This window comes from Gilliamella sp. CG16 (genome assembly GCF_046635785.1).
Taxonomy (GTDB): Bacteria; Pseudomonadota; Gammaproteobacteria; order Enterobacterales; family Orbaceae; genus Gilliamella; species Gilliamella apicola_I.
Genome location: NZ_JBIDFL010000001.1, coordinates 443,587 through 462,042, shown reverse-complemented (window position 1 = coordinate 462,042; position 18,456 = coordinate 443,587). Strand labels below are relative to the sequence as shown.

Genomic DNA, 18,456 nt, shown 5'->3' with positions numbered 1-18,456 from the left:
AAAAAGGTAAGAAGATATGTGGATTTTTGATCGTCTGACTATCCGAATATTCACTATATTCTTACTGACAATAGCTTTTTTTTTGATGCTGATTATCGTTTTGCCGACTCTGGATTCCCGAAATTTAACTTATTTGGCGAATAAAGAAAAAGAAACTGGCAATATACTCGCTAATCAGCTCGAAAAAGAGCTAATCAATGTTCCTAAAAATAGTTTTCGTTGGTGGATGCGTTTTATTGTTGTTATGGATAATCATCAAAAATCCGAACAATTCTTATTTATCTTAACACCCAATGAGCAAATCATAACCGCAGATACTAAAAACATAGATTTAGTAAAAAACTTTAGTGAAAAATCTCATAATGTTGATGATCCTGCTAAAAAGATTTATGGTTCGCAAGAAATCATCGGTCCATTTCTGGTTAATTACGCTAAAGAGCAATATAAATTGTATGTTTTACAACCAGCATCGGATATTCAATCACAGTTTGTTAGCCTTATCTTCGATCATCCCTTTTTGTTGTTAGCATTAACAATGTTAATTAGCTCGCCATTTTTACTTTGGTTATCTTGGAGTATCGCAAAACCAGCAAGACGTTTAAAAAGTGCAGCTGATCAGGTTGCTAAAGGTAATTTACAAGAGTGGCCAGATCTCGAAACAATTGGTTCTTCTGAGTATAAAGCAACAGGTGCAAGTTTTAACCATATGTTACGGGAACTGAAACGAATGCAAGAATCTCAGCAACGTTTGTTTTCCGATATCTCTCATGAATTACGAACACCATTAACACGTTTACAGCTTGCCGCATCATTATTGCGTCGTAAGCAAGGCGAAGGTACAGAAGTCACTCGTATTAATAATGAAGCCTTAAAACTCGATGCCATGATTGGTGATCTATTATCATTAGCCAGACATCAATATGATAATAATGAGATTCGGGAATTAAATAGTATTAATGTGTTATTTAAGCAAGTGCTTGATAATGCCACATTTGAAGCAGAACAAATTGGAAAAGATTTCTTAATTATGAATCCACCCAGCAATCAGACTATTTTGTGTTATCCTGCGGCGTTATGTAGTGCGCTTGAAAATGTAATACGCAATGCTTTTCGTTATTCAAATCATAAAATTGTGGTGGATTTTGTCGCTCATCATAAACACCTAACTATTACTATTGACGATGATGGGTTAGGGGTGGCAGATAATGAATTAGAACAGATCTTTAGACCCTTTTATCGTACCAGCGAAGCACGAGATCGTGAATCAGGTGGGACAGGTTTAGGTTTAGCTATTGTTTGTAATGCGATTACACGAGACCACGGAACAGTTAAAGCAGAGAAAAGTTCGTTAGGGGGACTAAGAGTTGTGATAGTATTGCCTATTCAAAATAAAAAATAGAAGAGAATTGTTGTGTCTAAAGCGCCATTAAATATTGTTTTATTCGAACCCGAAATTCCTGCTAATACAGGTAATATTATCCGTCTTTGTGCAAATACGGGCTTTAATTTACATATTATTGAACCAATGGGATTCTTTTGGGATGATAAAAAACTTAGGCGTGCAGGATTGGATTATCAAGAGTTTGTCGATGTAAAACGTTATAAAAATATTCATCATTTTTTAGAATCAAACCAACTTGATTTAGCCACCCAAGTTTATGCATTAACCACAAAAGGGCAAAAGTCACATAGTGAAGTCAGTTATAAACACAATGACTTTTTGATGTTTGGCCCAGAAACACGGGGATTACCAGCTTCTATACTTGATGTGCTTCCACAAGATCATAAAATTCGCATTCCTATGTTAGCCAATAGCCGTAGCATGAATTTATCTAACTCCGTTGCGGTGGTAGTTTATGAATCATGGCGACAATTAGGTTATATCGGTGCTAAATAACTATTTAGTCGTTGTTTGAAAAACTAGAAATGAAGAATGAAAAAAGAGTTTAGTTGTTTTATCAATGTTAACAGATAGCTTTGTTGAATGTTGTTTGGAATATAGCCAGACTGTTTAAGCCTCGCTATATTCTTTCAATCGTTAAGATACTTAACCGATTTTATTTAACACGTGAAACGTATTCGCCTGAACGTGTATCAACTTTAAGTACTTCACCAATTTGTACAAACAGTGGTACACGGACAACAGCACCAGTTGATAATGTTGCTGGTTTACCGCCAGTTCCTGCTGTATCACCTTTTAAACCTGGATCTGTTTCGATAACTTCAAGTTCAACAAAGTTAGGTGGAGTAACGGCAATAGGTTGTCCGTTCCATAATGTTAAGATACATTCTGCTTGATCAACTAACCATTTAGCGTTATCTCCAACTGCTTTCGCATCAGCAGATAATTGTTCAAATGTGTCGTTATTCATGAAGTGCCAAAATTCACCGTCGGTATATAAATAGGTTAGATTCATATCGACAACATCGGCAGCTTCAACTGATTCACCTGATTTGAACGTTTTATCAACGGTTTTACCAGAAAGTAATTTTTTAATTTTAACGCGGTTAATTGCTTGCCCTTTTCCGGGTTTATAAAATTCGTTTTCAACAATTACGCACGGCTCACCATCTTGCATTATTTTAAGACCGGCTTTAAACTCATTAGTACTATAAGATGCCATAAAAGCTCCAACTATCATTCTGAATTACAAAAATGAGCCATATTATACAGCAAAAAGTTGAACTACCAAATAAAGATGACTGGATTTTTGATCTTGCTAATGTTGTGACCGATATCAAGCAACTTTATTGTTATTTAGATTTGGATCCAGATACGATTTCTATATCAATGAAACAAGCGAAAAAACAGTTTCCGCTTCGAGTTCCTATGGCTTTTATTCATCGAATGAAGAAGGGTGACTATACGGATCCGCTATTGTTACAAGTGCTTTGTAATGATAATGAAATGATTGAAGTTAGTGGTTTTAGTGCCGATCCGTTGCTAGAACAAGATAACGCTATTCCGGGATTATTGCATAAATATCACAATCGAGCCTTGTTGATGACTAAAACGGCATGTGCGATTAATTGCCGTTACTGTTTTAGGCGACATTTTCCTTATCATGAAAATCAGGGTAATAAAAAAAATTTAACGGTTGCATTAGATTATATTGCGAATCATCCAGAACTTGATGAAATCATATTATCTGGTGGTGATCCATTAATGGCTAAAGATCATGAGTTGGATTATTTAATCAGTGAATTAGAAAAAATTAAGCATGTTAAGCGGCTACGCATTCATACCCGTTTAGCGGTAGTGATTCCTTCTCGTATTACCGCTACACTTTGTCGACTTTTTGCTAAAAGTCGTTTACAAATTGTTGTTGTCACGCATATTAATCATCCTAATGAAATTGATGATGATGTGTCACAAGCGGTTAATCAATTAAAGCAACATAATGTGACCGTTCTTAATCAAAGTGTGTTATTGAAAAATATTAATGATAATGTGACGACGTTAGCACAATTGAGTAATAAGCTGTTTGATAATGGTATTTTGCCTTATTACATACATTTATTAGATAAAGTACAAGGTGCCGCTCATTTTTTAGTAGAAGACAAGCACGCTAAACAATTAATGAAGCAGTTATCTGAACAGGTATCGGGTTATTTAGTTCCTAAATTAGCACGTGAAGTCGGCGGTGAAAAAAGTAAGCGAGTTCTAACTTTTAATGATTAATTTATTCGAAATTAAAGGGTGACATGATATCTGATACTTACGGCAGTGACGGCTATTTTAGGTTATTTTTATATCATTTATCTTTTAAAATCTCATTGACGAAAAATAAAATAGCCTCTATAATTCCGACCTCTTTAATTAATGCTGTGGAGTTTTTACTCTACAACTTGTTGATAAATTAGATTTGGATATAAATCGTCATGAAACGCACATTTCAACCATCAGTATTAAAACGCAACAGAACTCACGGTTTCCGTGCACGTATGGCTACTAAAAACGGTCGTCAAGTTCTTGCTCGCCGTCGTGCTAAAGGCCGTGCTCGTTTAACTGTTTCTAGCTAATTTAAAGTTGAGTGACTAAACTCACTTTTCCTCGGGAGTTGCGCTTGTTAACTCCCTTTGATTTCAATTATGTTTTTCAAGAGTCCACACGAGTGGGATCGCCTTTTCTTACGCTAATTACTCGTAAAAACCAGTTATCGCATCCACGTTTGGGGTTTGCTATAGCTAAAAAGCAGGTTAAGCGAGCACATGAGCGTAATCGGATCAAACGACTTGCTAAAGAGTATTTCCGTCATCATCAACATCAATTACCTAACATTGATTTTATTTTAATGGCGAAGCAACCTGTTATAGAATTAGATAATCAACAACTTTTCGCTACATTAGATAAACTATGCCAAAAAATTGTCGGCAAACACCAAATTTGAACAAAATTTTATTGATTATCAAACAGCATGTAATGGCTTGTAAATTATTGATAATAAATATTTTTGTTTTAATGATTCGTGTTTATCAAAAAGTCATTAGCCCTTTATTTGGTCCAAAATGTCGCTTTACCCCAACGTGTTCTCAGTATGCAATAATTGCGCTAAGACGCTTTGGATTATTAAAAGGAGGTTGGCTAACAGTGAAACGTGTATTAAAATGTCACCCTTTACATGAGGGAGGAGAAGATCTTGTTCCTCCTAATATTAAAAACAATAGAGAAAAACACTAATGGGATCTCAACGTAATATTTTAGTTATTGCTTTACTTTTTGTATCGTTTTTTATTTGGAAGGCTTGGGAAGAGGATCATGCCCCTAAACCACCTATTACCAATCAAATGACACAACATGTTAGTGATAATGATTCGAATGATGCTTCACTGCTTGGTAAGAGCATTATTGTCAAATCAGATGTTCTTTCACTTACCATTAATACTTATGGCGGTGATGTGCAAGCGGCTCAATTATTAAAATATGAGCAGACTCTCCATTCAGGTACACCTTTTCAATTGTTAACCTCACGTCCTGATTATGTTTATATTGCCGAAAGTGGTTTAACCGGTAAAGATGGCCCTGATAATGCGACGCAAAACTCTCAACGTCCTGTTTATCAAACAGCGCAGACCGAATATACGTTAGCTGACGGGCAAGATGAACTGCGCGTACCGCTCAGTTATCAAATCAATGGCGTGAAATACACCAAATATTATGTGTTACATCGTGGCAGTTATGCAATTGATGTTGAGTACGCAATTGATAACCAAAGTTCAACGTCTGTTGAAGTTGCGATGTATGGGCAGTTAAAACAGACTATTGAGTTACCTCATGATGCCGTGACTGAAGGCGGTGGTGGATTAGGGCTAAGTGCTTTCCGTGGTACGGCTTACTCTAGCGCTGATACAAATTATAGCAAATACAGTTTTGATGATATTAAAAATAAAGCGTTATCTATCGAAACAACAACAGGCTGGGTTGCGATGTTGCAACACTATTTTGCATCGGCTTGGGTTCCAACACAGGATCAGAAGAATTTATTCTATTCTCGAGCTGCAGCGAAGAATTCGCAAGCAACCATTGGTTTTAAAGGTGAATCCACGACAGTGCAAGCAGGCAGTACGCAAACGATTAGTGCAAAATTGTGGTTAGGGCCTGAAATTCAAAGCGAATTAAAGCAAACAGCAAAACATCTTGATTTAATTGTGGATTATGGTTGGTTATGGTTCTTATCTCAACCTCTATTTTATTTATTGAAATTTATCCAAAGTTTTGTTGGTAATTGGGGAATTGCAATCATTGCTATCACGTTTATCGTTCGTGGTATTTTATTCCCATTAACACGTGCGCAATATCGCTCAATGGCTAGAATGAAGTTATTACAACCTCGTTTACAAGCGTTAAAAGAGCGTTATGGTGATGACCGACAAAAAATGGGCATGGAAACCATGGCGCTTTATAAGCAAGAAAAAGTGAATCCGTTAGGGGGTTGTTTACCACTGTTGATTCAAATGCCAATTTTCTTGTCATTATTCTATATGTTAGGTAATAGTGTCGAACTCCGTCATGCGCCATTTGCCCTTTGGATTCATGACTTATCAGCACAAGATCCATATTATATTTTACCGTTATTAATGGGTGGGACAATGTTCTTAATTCAGAAGATGTCACCAACACCTGTCACAGACCCATTACAACAAAAATTGATGACCTATATGCCATTAATCTTTACGGTATTCTTCTTATGGTTCCCATCTGGCTTAGTTTTATACTATATTGTCAGTAATTTATTTACGATTGCGCAGCAACGTATTATCTATTGGGAATTAGAGAAAAAAGGTCTTCACGAAAAGAAAAAGAAATAATGAGAATTTGAAGGAGGAGTAAAATCCTCCTTTTTCGTATCTGTTTTTGAGTATTAATTATGAATATACAGCAACAATTACATTTAACCGGAGATGAAAAGGGATATTGGTTTGTTAGTCAAAATGGGCGTCTATGGTTACCGAATGGTAAAGTGCCGTTTGGACAAGCAAACGAACTGGGTTTTACTCAAGAGCTTGCACAACCAATCGGTGAATGGAATGGACAAACGGCTTGGCTTATTTGCAAGCAAATGAAAAACTCTATGAGTTCAATTCGATCTTTGCTTACCTATGAAGCCGATCAGTCATTATTCCATATGGCAGGGAGAGCGGTTCAATTATCTGAATTTTATCGTTCTCACAAGTATTGTGGCTATTGTGGAAGCAAGATGTATATCAGTAAGACGGAATGGTGTTGTATGTGTGATAACTGTAAAGAGCGTTATTATCCACAAATCTCACCTTCTATCATTGTTGCTATTCGAGACAAAAATAAAATTTTACTTGCAAAGCATGTTCGTCATAATCAGGATGATTTATATACTGTCTTGGCGGGATTTACTGAAATTGGCGAAACAATGGAAATGGCCGTTAAGCGGGAAGTTTTCGAAGAATCCAAGATACAAATAAAAAATATCCGTTATGTGGCATCACAACCGTGGCCATTCCCTAATTCGCTAATGATGGCGTATTTAGCTGATTATGACAGCGGAGAGATACAAATAGATAAAAACGAATTAGTTGATGCTGGTTGGTATCATTATTCCAATCTTCCTAAAATCCCAGAATATGGCACAATAGCAAGACGGTTAATCGAAGATACGATTGCGCTATGTCGTGATTACGATAAATTTGGTGAAGATTAAAGTTGTTTTATCGGTTTAATGAATATTTTTAAGTTTAAACGTTTTCATTTTGTTTTCTTAAAAATATTCATATTTTAGTGACGGCTACACCATACCGCTAATGCATTACAATCCCAGTTTTTCATCATGTCACACCATGCAGAACGCCAACGTCTGACAGTGTTACTGCTAAAATTCATCTTTTTTTCGATTTGTAAATTATTTTCACCTGATACTAATAAATCGATAAATTGTAACCATAAGTCTGCTCTAGGTAATTTATTTAATTGGGTATCACCTAAAATATTAAAACTTTGTCGGCAACGTTTACATCGATAGCATGTTCGTGTTCCGACTTTGATTGTTTCTGATGATCCACAATGGAGACAAGTAGGTGTTTTTTCATTGAGTAATGCCATTATTTTGGTGTTCATGACTTGATGTTGTTCTTCTAAGGTTGTGGTGATTTTGGCTTGTTTATTATCGGTATACCACCTGTATAAACAAGTATAATTTATTTTTAAATATTGAATGATTGCATGATCGCGTCGTATAACTTTTTCAAGTGAACATGCTAATTTTTTGGCAATATATTGATAGCTTTTATTTTTTATACGGTAAGTGAATATTATTTCTAACCAATTAAATGGTGTCAAACGATTGAAAGGAGTATTCGTCGCCGCGGTAGAATACTTATTGCATGCTTTACAACGATAAGTGTTGGTCGGGTTTGTCCGAATCAAATAAAAATCGCTTTTACCACAAAATGGACATGCTTCAAAACGTTGCAGAGTTATTCTTCTTAAGTTATGAAGAAAATTATTAAGATCATTGTGTAATTCAGATGGAACTAATTCATAAATCATTTATTACTCCCTAATCACTTGTTATCACAAATATTATCAGATATTTAGCTTAACAAGTAGGTGAGCTAACACTTTTTTACATTATTCTGATTTGTAAATTTTGAAGTTTTTTTAAGAAATTTTTTCGCGATATTGAAATTTTAAGAAAACTAAATTAATGGACGATTAACAATTAAGATGATTTTAAAATCTAGATATTTTATAATAGGTTAACTAATTTTATGTTCAGCAAAATCTTAAATAAAGAGGCGGATAAAAATCGACATGCAAATCTATGCATGTCAATTTTATAAATGGCTAAAATTAATTTTGTTAAGTGTTATTTAACCATTCGGCAACTTGTTTAGAGAAATAGCTTAATATGCCATCTGCACCAGCGCGTTTAAAGCAAAGTAATGATTCCATAATTGCTGATTTTTCATCTAACCAATTATTTTCAATTGCTGCTTTTAACATCGCATATTCCCCAGATACTTGATAGGCAAAAGTCGGAACGGCAAAGGTGTCTTTCACTCGGCGAATAATATCAAGATAAGGCATGCCGGGTTTTACCATGACCATATCAGCACCTTCACTTAAATCTTGATAAATTTCTTGCAAGGCTTCATTGCTATTCGATGGGTCAAGTTGATAAGTTTTTTTATTTCCACCTTTTATATTTTTAGCTGAGCCGACTGCATCTCGGAAAGGGCCATAAAAACTCGAGGCATATTTGGCGGAATAAGCCATTATTTGCGTATTATGAAAACCTTGGGCTTCGAGTTCGTCACGAATTGCGCCAATGCGTCCATCCATCATATCGCTTGGTGCGATAATATCAACACCAGCATGAGCTTGCATCAAGGCTTGTTTAACAAGTGTTTCGACAGAAACATCATTTAGAACATAACCATGTTCATTAATAATACCGTCTTGTCCATGCGTCGTATAAGGATCAAGTGCTACATCGGTTAATATGCCAAGCTCAGGAAATTCTCTTTTTAATGCACGTACGGCTTTTGGGACTAAACCATTTTCATTATAAGCTTCTTCTGCAAGAAGCGATTTTTTTTCAGGTTCAATAGCGGGAAATAAAGATAAAACCGGAATGCCTAATCGAACAATTTGTTCGGCTTCTTTCAATAACACATCAATGCTCATTCTGTTTACACCTGGCATAGATGCAACCGGTTGAGTAATCTGATTTCCTTCAACAATAAAAACCGGATAAATCAGGTCATTAACACTTAAATTATTTTCTGCAATTAGACGTCGGCTAAAATCTTGTGCCCGATTACGTCTGAGTCGGCGCTTAGGATATTGACCTGTAATAAATGGTGACATAAAAGCTCCTGCTTATTTTTTCTTATTAAAATTAGAGTAATTATCTGATGCCAAAAGCTGTTTAGCAAATTAATTTGCTGTATTAGAATAAATCAAATTTTTACTTTACAACATACGTTGATTAGAGGTAAAATTGCGCACTAATTTTTAGTCCTTTGTGATATTAACCAATTTTGAGGTGAGAGGCACATGCCAGTAATTAAAGTACGTGAAAATGAACCTTTCGATGTAGCATTACGTCGTTTTAAACGTTCTTGCGAAAAAGCAGGAGTTTTAGCTGAAGTTCGTAACCGTGAATTTTACGAAAAACCAACGACAATTCGTAAACGCGCTAAAGCAGCGGCTGTTAAACGTCATGCTAAGAAATTAGAAAGAGAAAACGCTCGTCGCACTCGTTTATATTAATATTTTTGCGATTATTTATACTTAAAATTTAAATTGATATAAAAATCAATTTGTTATATTTTTAATATAAAGAATTCTTACAAGCCGTACACAAGGTACGGCTTGTTGTCTTTCTAAAATGCCAATATTGGTTGAACGTTCATTATGAAAGGTCAAATTCCTCGCGATTTTATTTTAGAACTGATAGCTCGATCTAGCATTCTAGATGTGATCAGTAAACGTGTTAAAATGAAAAAACAGGGAAATAACTATTTTGGTTGTTGTCCTTTTCATGATGAAAAAACGGCTTCTTTTTCGCTTAACGAAAAAAAACAGATCTATTATTGCTTTGGCTGTGGCGCGACGGGTTCTGTCGTCACTTTCTTGATGCAATATGAACGTTTATCATTTCCAGAAGCTATTGAAGAGCTAGCCAATATGCAAGGGATTCGTGTCCCTTATGTCGATAGTGAAAACAAGCAAATCGACCAATCCAAACATATTGAATCTCGAAATATTCGCCGAGATTTATATACGTTAATGGCTAAAATTACCCATTTTTATCAGCAACAATTAGCCCAACCAACATCAACAGATGCCAATCAATACCTTGAACAACGCGGATTGAATGCCGAAATTATCAATCGGTATAAAATTGGTTTTGCGCCAAATGAGTGGCGATTAACCTTACAAAACGTGGTTAAAAGCAAAGCAGAAGCCGAGCTTTATAATCAAGCTGGTATGTTAGTCACGAATGATAATGGTAACCAATATGACCGCTTTCGTGGTCGAATTATGTTCCCGATTCGTGACAGACAAGGTAATGTGATTGCCTTTGGTGGGCGAACGATTATCAATGATAATGCGAAATATATCAATTCACCCGAAACGCCTATTTTTCATAAGGGGTTTCAGTTGTATGGTCTTTATGAAGCACAAGAAGTGAATCGTAATCCTAAACAACTGATGGTGGTTGAAGGATATATGGATGTTGTCTCGCTTGCCCAATTTGGGATAGATTATGCTGTTGCGGCACTTGGTACAGCGACATCTGAAGAGCATATCAAGCTGTTATTTAGAGCAACAGATTCAGTCCTATTTTGTTACGACGGCGATAATGCCGGGCGTAGTGCAGCTTGGCGAGCACTCAATGTTTTATTACCTTGCTTAATTGACGGTAAAGAGATAACTTTTGCTTTTTTACCACAAGATGAAGATCCGGATAGTTTGGTTCGAAAAATAGGTAAAGATGGATTTGAGTCCTATTTACAAACGGCACCAAATTTATCTAAGTTTTTATTTGATGAACTTTTGAAACAAGTTGATTTAAAAACGCCTGAAGGAAAATCTAAATTAAGTTCACTCGCTTTACCTTTAATTGATCAAGTAAAAGCAAAAGCATTCCGTTTAAACTTGTTGCAACAATTAGGTAAATATTTGGGTTTACTTGATGTGTCTCAGCTTGAGCAATTATTGCGTGCAAGTCGCACTAAAAACGATACAAACACGGTGGTTAATACGCCTGTGTCTCAGGTAAAACTTACTACTATGCGTATTTTAATCGGCTTATTAATTCAGTACCCTTATCTTGCTAAGCTAGTCACCGATATTAAAGCTATCAGTCAAGTGAAAATGGCGGGTATTGAAATTTTTATTGAACTACTTGAATTATGCCAACATTACCCAAATATAACTACTGCACAGATCTTAACTGAATATATTGATAAACCGTTTTATAAGCAACTAAATCGGTTAGCAATATGGGAGCACCATTATCAAGACAATCAAATAGAGTCAATTTTTTCGCATACGTTAAAAGAGTTATATGATAATATACTCGCCCAACGGCAAGATGAACTGATCGCAAAAGAGAGAGTCTCCGGCTTAAGTACCGCAGAGAAAAAAGAATTAGCGACACTTATACTTGTTTTATCGAAAAAAGACTAAATATTGGGTATATGTAGAACCAAATTTTACCGCGTTTTACATATATAATATACATGACCGAACAACTTTAATGTGGATACCTTTATGGAGCAAAATTCTCAATCACAGCTTAAACTCCTAATCATTCGAGGTAAGGAGTTAGGATATTTAACCTATGCTGATGTCAACGATCACTTGCCTGAAGAGATTATTGATTCAGATCAGATTGAAGATATAATCCAAATGATTAATGACATGGGGATTCAAGTGCTTGAAGAAGCCCCAGATTCTGATGACTTATTACTTTCAGACAATGTCCCTGATGAAGAAGCCGTTGAAGCAGCAACGGCATTGGTATTATCAAATGTTGAGTCAGAAATTGGTAGAACAACCGATCCCGTCCGTATGTATATGCGTGAAATGGGGGCAGTTGAACTACTAACTCGTGAAGGCGAAATTGATATAGCCAAACGTATTGAAGATGGGATTAACCAAGTTCAAACGTCGGTATCAGAATATCCAGAAGCAATTACATATCTTTTAGAACAATATAATTTAACCGAAAGTGGTGAGGTACGATTATCCGACCTAATCACTGGTTTTGTTGATCCTAATGCTGAAGGATCAGGTGATGCACTTCCTGAAGATTTGGAAGAAAGTGAAGCTGACATCGAACTTGATGACAGTGATGATGAAAGCGAAGATGAAGATAGCGATTCTTCAGCAGACGATGATGTCTCTATCGATCCTGAAGTTGCACGTGCTAAATTTGCTGAATTAAAAGAGCAACACGATAAAACATCAGAAGCGATCAAAAAATACGGACGAGCTCACAAAAAAGCACAAAAAGAGATCGAAAATTTATCTGAAATATTTAAGCAATTTCGTTTGGTTGGTAAACAGTTCGACATTCTAGTCAACAATATGCGAAGCATGATGGATCGTGTAAGAGCACATGAACGTGTCATTATGAAGATTTGTGTCGAACAAAGTAAAATGCCGAAAAAACAGTTTATGACCTATTTTACGGGTAATGAAAATAACATGAACTGGTTTACTAAAGCATCAAGCTCAAAAGGGGCTTTTGCCGCTAATTTAAAAGAGTTTGAAGAGCAAGTTGCTGCACAAATTGAATCGCTTCAAAAAATTGAAACGGAAACTAATCTTTCTATCGAACAGATTAAAGATATTAATCGTCGTATGTCTATTGGTGAGGCAAAAGCTCGTCGTGCCAAGAAAGAAATGGTTGAAGCAAACTTACGTTTAGTGATTTCTATTGCTAAAAAATATACAAACCGTGGTTTACAGTTCTTAGATCTTATCCAAGAAGGTAATATTGGTTTGATGAAAGCAGTTGATAAGTTTGAATATCGTCGTGGTTATAAATTTTCAACCTATGCAACTTGGTGGATCAGACAAGCGATTACTCGTTCGATTGCGGATCAGGCAAGAACTATCCGTATTCCAGTACATATGATTGAAACGATTAATAAATTGAATCGTATTTCACGTCAAATGTTACAAGAAATCGGTCGTGAACCTACGCCAGAAGAGTTGTCAGAGCGCATGCAAATGCCTGAAGACAAAATACGTAAAGTACTTAAGATTGCCAAAGAACCAATCTCAATGGAAACCCCAGTCGGTGATGATGAAGATTCACATTTAGGGGACTTTATCGAGGATACGGCTCTTGAGCAACCATTAGATGCGGCAACATCTGAAAGTTTACGTAGCGCAACACGTGATATTCTTTCTGGATTAACCCCACGTGAAGCAAAAGTATTACGTATGCGGTTTGGTATTGATATGAATACCGATCATACGCTTGAAGAAGTTGGTAAACAGTTTGATGTAACACGTGAACGTATTCGTCAAATTGAAGCCAAAGCACTGCGTAAATTGCGTCATCCTAGCCGTTCAGACGTGTTACGTAGCTTTTTAGAATAGTCTTTTTTATTTGTAACTATATCGCCACAATTGTGGCGATTTTTTTAACGTGTAAACTGTTAATTATGAATATATTACAACGTTTTAAGATAGATCCATTTTTATTAATTCTGATTTGCGTTGTGCTGACTGCAAGCTTGTTTCCTTGTAAAGGTGAAATCAAAACTGCATTCGAACATTTGACCACCTTCGCCATTGGTTTACTGTTTTTTATGCATGGTGCAAAGCTTTCTTTTCAAGCAATCGTTGTTGGCATTAAAAATTGGCGATTACATTTGCTGATTTTTATCACCACTTTTGTGGTTTTTCCGATTTTGGGCGTCATGATGCAATTATTGGTGCCAACGTTCCTCTCTGAAAATCTTTATTTAGGATTTGTCTACCTTTGCGTTCTACCTGCCACCGTTCAATCCGCTATAGCTTTCACATCAATTGCAAAAGGTAATGTCGCTGCGGCCATTTGTAGTGCTTCAGCATCCACTTTATTAGGTGTCTTTATCACGCCTGTATTAGTTGGTTTATTGATGCATACACAGGCTGTTGCATCCATGAATATCATGGATGCCATTAGCTCAATTATGCTCAAATTAATGTTACCCTTTATTATTGGTCATTTATCCAGACGGTATATTGGCAAATGGGTAGACAAATATAAAAATATCATTTCTAAAACGGATCGTTTATCTATTCTTTTAGTGGTTTATGTGGCATTTAGTGACGCTGTCGTAAATGGAATTTGGTCTCAAGTTGGCGTGTTATCGCTATTGACTGTTATCTTTTTTTCTATTTTATTATTAATTCTTGTATTATTGTTCACTACTTATAGCGCAAGATTATTGGGCTTTAATAAAGAAGATGAAATCACCATTGTATTTTGTGGGTCAAAAAAGAGTCTTGCTAGTGGTATTCCTATGGCAAGTGTTATTTTTCCTATCTCGATTATGGGAATAATGATTTTACCTTTAATGATTTTTCACCAAATTCAATTGATGATTTGTGCCTTTTTAGCCGCTCGTTATGCGAAGCGAAAAATATAAAAATTATTTTGCTCATTGCCTTATTCTCAAGGATAATAGAGCCGCCATTAACTACAGAAAGATATATTATGTTTCATCTATTTGCTGATTTAGAATTTTCAACAATTATATTATTAGTCTTTGCATTGCTTTTTGTTCTTTTTTACGAAGCAATTAATGGATTTCATGACACAGCTAATGCTGTGGCAACTGTTATTTATACAAGAGCATTGAAAGAACAACTCGCTGTTTTTATGGCTGGCGTGTTTAATTTTTTTGGTGTACTTTTGGGTGGGTTAAGTGTTGCTTACGCAATCGTTCACCTTTTACCAACCGATTTATTACTCAATGTTAGTTCAGCGCATGGACTGGCAATGGTTTTTTCAATTTTATTTGCTGCCATTATTTGGAATTTAGGGACATGGTATGTCGGTATTCCTGCATCAAGTTCGCACACCTTAATTGGTTCAATTATTGGGGTTGCGCTTGCTAACGCATTTATCATGGATACTTCAATTATTGAAGCGCTTAATATTCCTAAAATGATTCAAATTTTCCTGTCATTAATTGTTTCCCCTCTGGTTGGGTTAATCATTGCGGGTTTAATGATATTTTTATTGCGTAAATATTGGACTCGTAAAGGTCAAAGTAAAAAAAGCAGTAAAAAAAGAGAACGTATTTTTATGACGCCAGAACAGCGTGAAAAGCTCTATGGTAAAAAGAAACCTCCTTTTTGGATCCGTATCATGTTAATTATATCAGCAGCAGGTGTTAGCTTTTCACATGGTGCGAATGATGGGCAAAAAGGGATTGGTTTGTTAATGTTAGTTTTAATGGGAATTGCACCAGCAGGCTTTATTGTGAATATGAGTGCATCTACTTATGACATCACTAATACGCGTAATGCAATTCACAATATTGAAGAGTATTTTGTTTCACATCAAAAAGATTTAACCAGCGTAATTGGTCATCAACCAGCTATCGATTCAACAATTCCAACAACCGATATTAATCAATATCACTGCGACTACTCTCGTTCATTTATGACGATCGGTATTGCTAATTCATTATTTAATAAACTTAATGATTATGAAGCATTAACGGTCGATCAACGTTCACAAGCAAGACGTATTTTACTTTGTTTATCCGATACCGTATCGCATGTTGCAAAACAACCTAATGTTTCCACCGAAGATAAACAATATTTAAAATCTTTAAATAATGATTTACTCAAAACCGTTGAGTATGCACCTGTTTGGATTATTATTGCTGTTGCCTCAGCACTGGCATTAGGCACTATGATTGGTTGGCGACGTGTTGCAATCACCATTGGAGAAAAGATTGGTAAAAAAGGGATGACTTATGCACAAGGTGTGTCAGCGCAAATTACAACCGCATTATCAATTGGTATCGCCAGTTATACAGGAATGCCTGTATCAACAACACAGGTTCTTTCTTCATCGGTTGCCGGTACCATGATTGTTGATGGTGGTGGGGTACAAAGCAAAACGATAAAAAATATTGCATTAACTTGGGTTTTAACATTGCCAATTTCAATTTTGCTATCTGGATCACTTTTTTGGCTTGCTCAAAAATTAATTTAGTAGTAAAAAAGAAGATATTAATTTTACTTTTAATCTGAGCGCCAAAAAAGAAAGGAGTAAAGAACAATGGCTTATAAACATATATTAGTCGCAGTGGATTTATCACCTGAAAGTGAAGTGCTTGTTGAAAAAGCGGTATCGATGGCAAGACCTTATAATGCTCAAGTCTCATTGATTCATGTTGGTATTAATTATTCTGATCTTTACACAGGTTTAGTTGATATTAATATGAATGATATGAAGGATAAAATTACCGAAGATGCCCATATTGCTTTAAATAAATTAGCCGATGATGCTGGTTATCCTATTGCTCATACATTATCAGGTAATGGGGAGTTTGGTCAGGTATTGATTGAAGCTATTCATGAATTCAACGTCGATCTTGTTGTATGTGGTCATCATCAAGATTTCTGGAGTAAATTAATGTCTTCCGCTCGTCAACTTATCAATAATACGCATATTGATACTTTGATTGTTCCATTAAAAGATGAAGAACCCGCTGAACAAACCGCCAAAGGAAAAGTTAATGATCAACCCGCTTAAATAGCGGGTTTTTTATTCTTTATACGTTACTATAAAATACTACCGATTCTTATTTCTTAAGTTAGATGAGTGTAACATGACTACTTTGCCATTTTTTGATAAGGCATGTTGACGTTTTCAGGGCTATACTCAAAGGTATAAATTAATCAATAAGGAGATTTACGATGAATATTGCATTAGTGACAGGGGCATCTTCAGGTTTTGGTCAAGCAACGTGTCGTAAGTTGATTGCTGATGGTTACAAAGTTATCGGAACTGCTAGGCGAGAAGATAAATTAAAAAGTCTTGCCAGCGAACTGGGGTGCAATTTTTTACCATTGGTTTTAGATGTGACCAAAAATGATGCGGTAGAATCCCTATTGTTACAACTTCCTAAAGAATTTCAACCCATTGATATCCTCATTAATAATGCTGGCTTGGCGTTAGGGATGGAACCTGCCTATCAAGCTAATTATGACGATTGGGAAACCATGATTGAAACAAATATTATTGGGTTAGTGCATTTAACTCATCAAATCTTACCGGGAATGGTTGAACGTAATTTTGGTTATATCATTAATCTTGGATCGGTTGCGGGGAGTTATGCCTATAAAGGTGGTAATGTGTACGGTGCATCTAAAGCTTTTGTAAAACAATTTAGTGCCAATTTACGAACAGATCTACTGGGTAAAAAAATTAGAGTGACCAATATTGAACCGGGATTATGTGGCGGAACTGAATTTTCTAATGTGCGATTTCATGGTAATAATGAACAAGCCGCTGCTGTTTATAAAGGTGTGGATTATATTACACCTGACGATATTGCCAATACCATTTCATGGTTAGTCAATACACCACCACATTTTAATGTGACTTCGATTGAAATTATGCCTGTGGCTCAAGCTCAAGCAGGATTATCAGTATTTAAAGAGTAAAAACAAAATAAATTAATTGTTTTTAGAATAGTAAAAAATTAAGTTTAGTAAACAAAATAGACTTGCACTTAAGCTAATGGATTGCTATTCTTTTATCCTATAATTTTGATTAAGGTTTATGGCAATGACTTTCTCTGAAGTAACAAAAACATTTGCGACAAGTTTGCCGGGCACAGATAGTTATGTCAAACTGCGTAAAGCTATGCGCTCATTAATTCAAGACGATCCAAAAAATGCTGCCGTGTATTTTTTGATTTTTGGGTTTGCGCGAACTTATGTCATGTTGTATGAAGATCAGGAAGTATCACCCCAGTTTGCCGAAGATAATCAAAAATTGATGTTATCGTATTTAAATATCCTTGATGAAGCATTGAAAAAACAAGATGCACAAAGCATATATCAAGCATTGAACAAAGTGGTTAATGAATACGAAAATAGCAAAAAAGTATTTTGATATAGCAGCCCGACATGAAAATGTCGGGCTGTTTTATTTTGTATAGCAATAAAAACAGAGTAGGGAATATCATGAACATAATAATGACAATCACAGGCATTATTATCACCTTAGGCACCATTATGCGATCTAGGGCGGGTTGATATTTTTCTAAAAAATATAAGAAAACCCGCCAAAAAAGGCGGGTTTTTATTTTGTATTGAAGATATGAGGTTCAAAATTTCTTATAAAATGAAACGACTTCAGGCAAGATAAGAAAAAAATCTTATTTAACTGCAATGAGTTTTTATCAGACGTTTTGGCTCAATGGTATTTTGGATGGTCA

At 35.6% G+C, this 18,456-nt stretch carries 19 protein-coding genes; 16 read left to right on the top strand and 3 right to left on the bottom strand.

Features of this window, described 5'->3' with window-relative positions; all coding sequences use genetic code 11:
- Window positions 1-16: 16 nt before the first annotated feature.
- Together cpxA and trmL are read left to right on the top strand one after the other, a co-directional pair.
- A complete protein-coding gene (gene cpxA, locus ACGH47_RS02085) occupies window positions 17-1,399 on the top strand; it encodes an envelope stress sensor histidine kinase CpxA (RefSeq protein ID WP_411622553.1) in 1,383 nt (460 codons plus the stop codon).
- A gap of 12 nt (window positions 1,400-1,411) precedes the next feature.
- On the top strand, window positions 1,412-1,897 hold the full coding sequence (trmL, locus tag ACGH47_RS02080) for a tRNA (uridine(34)/cytosine(34)/5-carboxymethylaminomethyluridine(34)-2'-O)-methyltransferase TrmL (RefSeq protein WP_267352371.1): 486 nt from the start codon (window positions 1,412-1,414) through the stop codon (window positions 1,895-1,897).
- Between the two features lie 160 nt (window positions 1,898-2,057).
- Here trmL and efp read toward each other — a convergent pair whose 3' ends face one another.
- On the bottom strand, window positions 2,058-2,624 hold the full coding sequence (gene efp / locus ACGH47_RS02075) for an elongation factor P (RefSeq protein WP_034882790.1): 567 nt from the start codon (window positions 2,622-2,624) through the stop codon (window positions 2,058-2,060).
- Between the two features lie 32 nt (window positions 2,625-2,656).
- Between efp and epmB the strand changes: the two genes are divergently transcribed.
- The 6 genes from epmB to nudC all read left to right on the top strand — a co-directional run bounded on the left by epmB (window position 2,657) and on the right by nudC (window position 7,175).
- Entirely contained in the window at window positions 2,657-3,682 is a 1,026-nt protein-coding gene (epmB, locus tag ACGH47_RS02070) for an EF-P beta-lysylation protein EpmB (protein ID WP_267380890.1), read from the top strand.
- A 200-nt stretch (window positions 3,683-3,882) separates the two neighbouring features.
- Window positions 3,883-4,023 carry a 50S ribosomal protein L34 gene (gene rpmH / locus ACGH47_RS02065; protein WP_039105005.1) on the top strand — a complete coding sequence of 47 codons (141 nt, stop codon included), beginning with the start codon at window positions 3,883-3,885 and terminating at the stop codon, window positions 4,021-4,023.
- A gap of 11 nt (window positions 4,024-4,034) precedes the next feature.
- Window positions 4,035-4,391 carry a ribonuclease P protein component gene (gene rnpA / locus ACGH47_RS02060; RefSeq protein ID WP_411622552.1) on the top strand — a complete coding sequence of 119 codons (357 nt, stop codon included), beginning with the start codon at window positions 4,035-4,037 and terminating at the stop codon, window positions 4,389-4,391.
- A 32-nt stretch (window positions 4,392-4,423) separates the two neighbouring features.
- A complete protein-coding gene (gene yidD / locus ACGH47_RS02055; protein WP_267352429.1) occupies window positions 4,424-4,681 on the top strand; it encodes a membrane protein insertion efficiency factor YidD in 258 nt (85 codons plus the stop codon).
- A complete protein-coding gene (gene yidC, locus ACGH47_RS02050; protein WP_267380889.1) occupies window positions 4,681-6,309 on the top strand; it encodes a membrane protein insertase YidC in 1,629 nt (542 codons plus the stop codon). Before yidD ends, yidC begins: the two co-directional genes overlap by 1 nt.
- A 59-nt stretch (window positions 6,310-6,368) precedes the next feature.
- Entirely contained in the window at window positions 6,369-7,175 is an 807-nt protein-coding gene (gene nudC, locus ACGH47_RS02045; RefSeq protein WP_267352368.1) for an NAD(+) diphosphatase, read from the top strand.
- A gap of 74 nt (window positions 7,176-7,249) precedes the next feature.
- Here the strand turns inward: nudC and ACGH47_RS02040 are convergent, their stop codons facing one another.
- Together ACGH47_RS02040 and hemB are read right to left on the bottom strand one after the other, a co-directional pair.
- The gene (locus ACGH47_RS02040; RefSeq protein WP_267352367.1) at window positions 7,250-8,020 is read right to left on the bottom strand and encodes a hypothetical protein; all 771 of its coding nucleotides are present in this window, start codon (window positions 8,018-8,020) and stop codon (window positions 7,250-7,252) included.
- A 312-nt stretch (window positions 8,021-8,332) separates the two neighbouring features.
- Window positions 8,333-9,343: a porphobilinogen synthase gene (gene hemB, locus ACGH47_RS02035; RefSeq protein WP_411622550.1), complete on the bottom strand. Its 1,011-nt coding sequence runs from the start codon at window positions 9,341-9,343 to the stop codon at window positions 8,333-8,335.
- A gap of 189 nt (window positions 9,344-9,532) precedes the next feature.
- Here hemB and rpsU point away from each other — a divergent pair, with 189 nt between their 5' ends.
- The 8 genes from rpsU (at window position 9,533) to ACGH47_RS01995 (ending at window position 18,131) form a co-directional block, all read left to right on the top strand.
- Complete coding sequence (gene rpsU / locus ACGH47_RS02030; protein ID WP_034882800.1) at window positions 9,533-9,748, top strand: 30S ribosomal protein S21; 216 nt, start codon at window positions 9,533-9,535, stop codon at window positions 9,746-9,748.
- Window positions 9,749-9,892: 144 nt separating this feature from the next.
- Window positions 9,893-11,674 (top strand): DNA primase, encoded by a 1,782-nt coding sequence (gene dnaG, locus ACGH47_RS02025; RefSeq protein ID WP_267361398.1) that lies wholly within the window; start codon window positions 9,893-9,895, stop codon window positions 11,672-11,674.
- 84 nt (window positions 11,675-11,758) lie between these two features.
- The gene (gene rpoD, locus ACGH47_RS02020) at window positions 11,759-13,600 is read left to right on the top strand and encodes an RNA polymerase sigma factor RpoD (RefSeq protein WP_411622549.1); all 1,842 of its coding nucleotides are present in this window, start codon (window positions 11,759-11,761) and stop codon (window positions 13,598-13,600) included.
- Window positions 13,601-13,665: 65 nt separating this feature from the next.
- Window positions 13,666-14,637, top strand: coding sequence for a bile acid:sodium symporter family protein (locus tag ACGH47_RS02015; RefSeq protein WP_411622547.1), 972 nt, complete (start codon window positions 13,666-13,668; stop codon window positions 14,635-14,637).
- A 68-nt stretch (window positions 14,638-14,705) separates the two neighbouring features.
- On the top strand, window positions 14,706-16,220 hold the full coding sequence (gene pitA / locus ACGH47_RS02010) for an inorganic phosphate transporter PitA (protein ID WP_267380885.1): 1,515 nt from the start codon (window positions 14,706-14,708) through the stop codon (window positions 16,218-16,220).
- A 66-nt stretch (window positions 16,221-16,286) separates the two neighbouring features.
- A complete protein-coding gene (gene uspA / locus ACGH47_RS02005; protein WP_065558916.1) occupies window positions 16,287-16,763 on the top strand; it encodes a universal stress protein UspA in 477 nt (158 codons plus the stop codon).
- A gap of 164 nt (window positions 16,764-16,927) precedes the next feature.
- Entirely contained in the window at window positions 16,928-17,677 is a 750-nt protein-coding gene (locus ACGH47_RS02000) for an SDR family oxidoreductase (protein WP_267380884.1), read from the top strand.
- 124 nt (window positions 17,678-17,801) lie between these two features.
- Window positions 17,802-18,131 carry a hypothetical protein gene (locus ACGH47_RS01995; protein ID WP_065558914.1) on the top strand — a complete coding sequence of 110 codons (330 nt, stop codon included), beginning with the start codon at window positions 17,802-17,804 and terminating at the stop codon, window positions 18,129-18,131.
- The last annotated feature ends 325 nt before the right edge of the window (window positions 18,132-18,456 follow it).